Origin of the sequence: Thalassospira sp. UBA4513 (assembly GCF_002388495.1) — a bacterium.
GTDB classification, from domain to species: domain Bacteria; phylum Pseudomonadota; class Alphaproteobacteria; order Rhodospirillales; family Thalassospiraceae; genus Thalassospira; species Thalassospira tepidiphila.
On the sequence record NZ_DGMR01000015.1, the window covers coordinates 794 to 1793 of the forward strand.

Consider the following 1000-nt stretch of genomic DNA (forward strand, 5'->3'; position numbering starts at 1 on the left):
AGTCCATGGGCCATGGCGACAATGGCGTTTACAATGCAGGCACCGTCTTCGCCTCTGCGAATGGCTTTGACAAAGGACTGATCCACTTTCAGGGTGTGAATGGGCAGCCGGTGGATGTAATTCAGGGAGGAGTAGCCAGTGCCGAAATCATCAATGGCAATCCTGACGCCGAATGACGCCAGTTCCCGGAGTTTCTGACTGATTTGCTCAAGATCGTTCATAATCACGTTTTCAGTGATCTCGATTTCCAGGTTCTGGGGGGGGAAGCCGTGGGCCTGGAGTTGAGTCATCAGGGTCTCTACAAACCTTGGGTGTTCTACCTGGACCGGGGACAGGTTTACGGCCAGCCGCAGGTCGCTGTGTCCTTCTCGAATCCACTGGCCGACATCGTGGCAGGCCTGGTCGAGTACGCATTCACTGAGTTTGGCAATGAGTTTGGTTTCTTCCGCCAGTGGCAGGAAGTCCCGTGGATAGAGTAATCCCCTGTCCGGGTGTTGCCAGCGCACCAGCGCTTCCAAACCCACCACACGATTGCTCGAGGAACAGACCTGCGGCTGGTAAAACACTCGCAACTCATCGCGCTCCAGCGCCATCCGCAGGTCCCTTTCCAGACTCAGGCGGTTGGCAGTATCAATGCTCATGCTCTCCGAGTAGAAGCGATAGCCATCCTTGCCCCGTGCTTTGACGTGATACATGGCAATGTCGGCATTCTGGATCAGTTGATCCATGGATTTGCCGGCTTCCGGGTAGGTGGCAATGCCGATACTCACACCCACGAAGACTTCATGCTCGCCCAGTTGGAAAGGCGCACGCAGTGCCTTGATCAACTTCTTTGAAATCTGTCGTGCGTCCTCGTGACCATGTATCGACGGCAACAGCAGAGTGAATTCATCACCACCGAAGCGTGACAGGGTGTCCCCCTTGCGCAGGCAGCGTTCCAGCCGCTGCGTGACCGCCTGCAACAGGCGATCGCCCATGGCATGTCCCAGCGTGTCGTTGA

At 56.2% G+C, this 1000-nt stretch carries 1 protein-coding gene; it reads right to left on the reverse strand.

Features of this window, described 5'->3' with window-relative positions; all coding sequences use genetic code 11:
* A partial coding sequence (locus B2T33_RS06030; protein ID WP_286791454.1) for a putative bifunctional diguanylate cyclase/phosphodiesterase occupies window positions 1–977 on the reverse strand: 977 nt, incomplete at its 3' end.
* Window positions 978–1000: the final 23 nt, after the last annotated feature.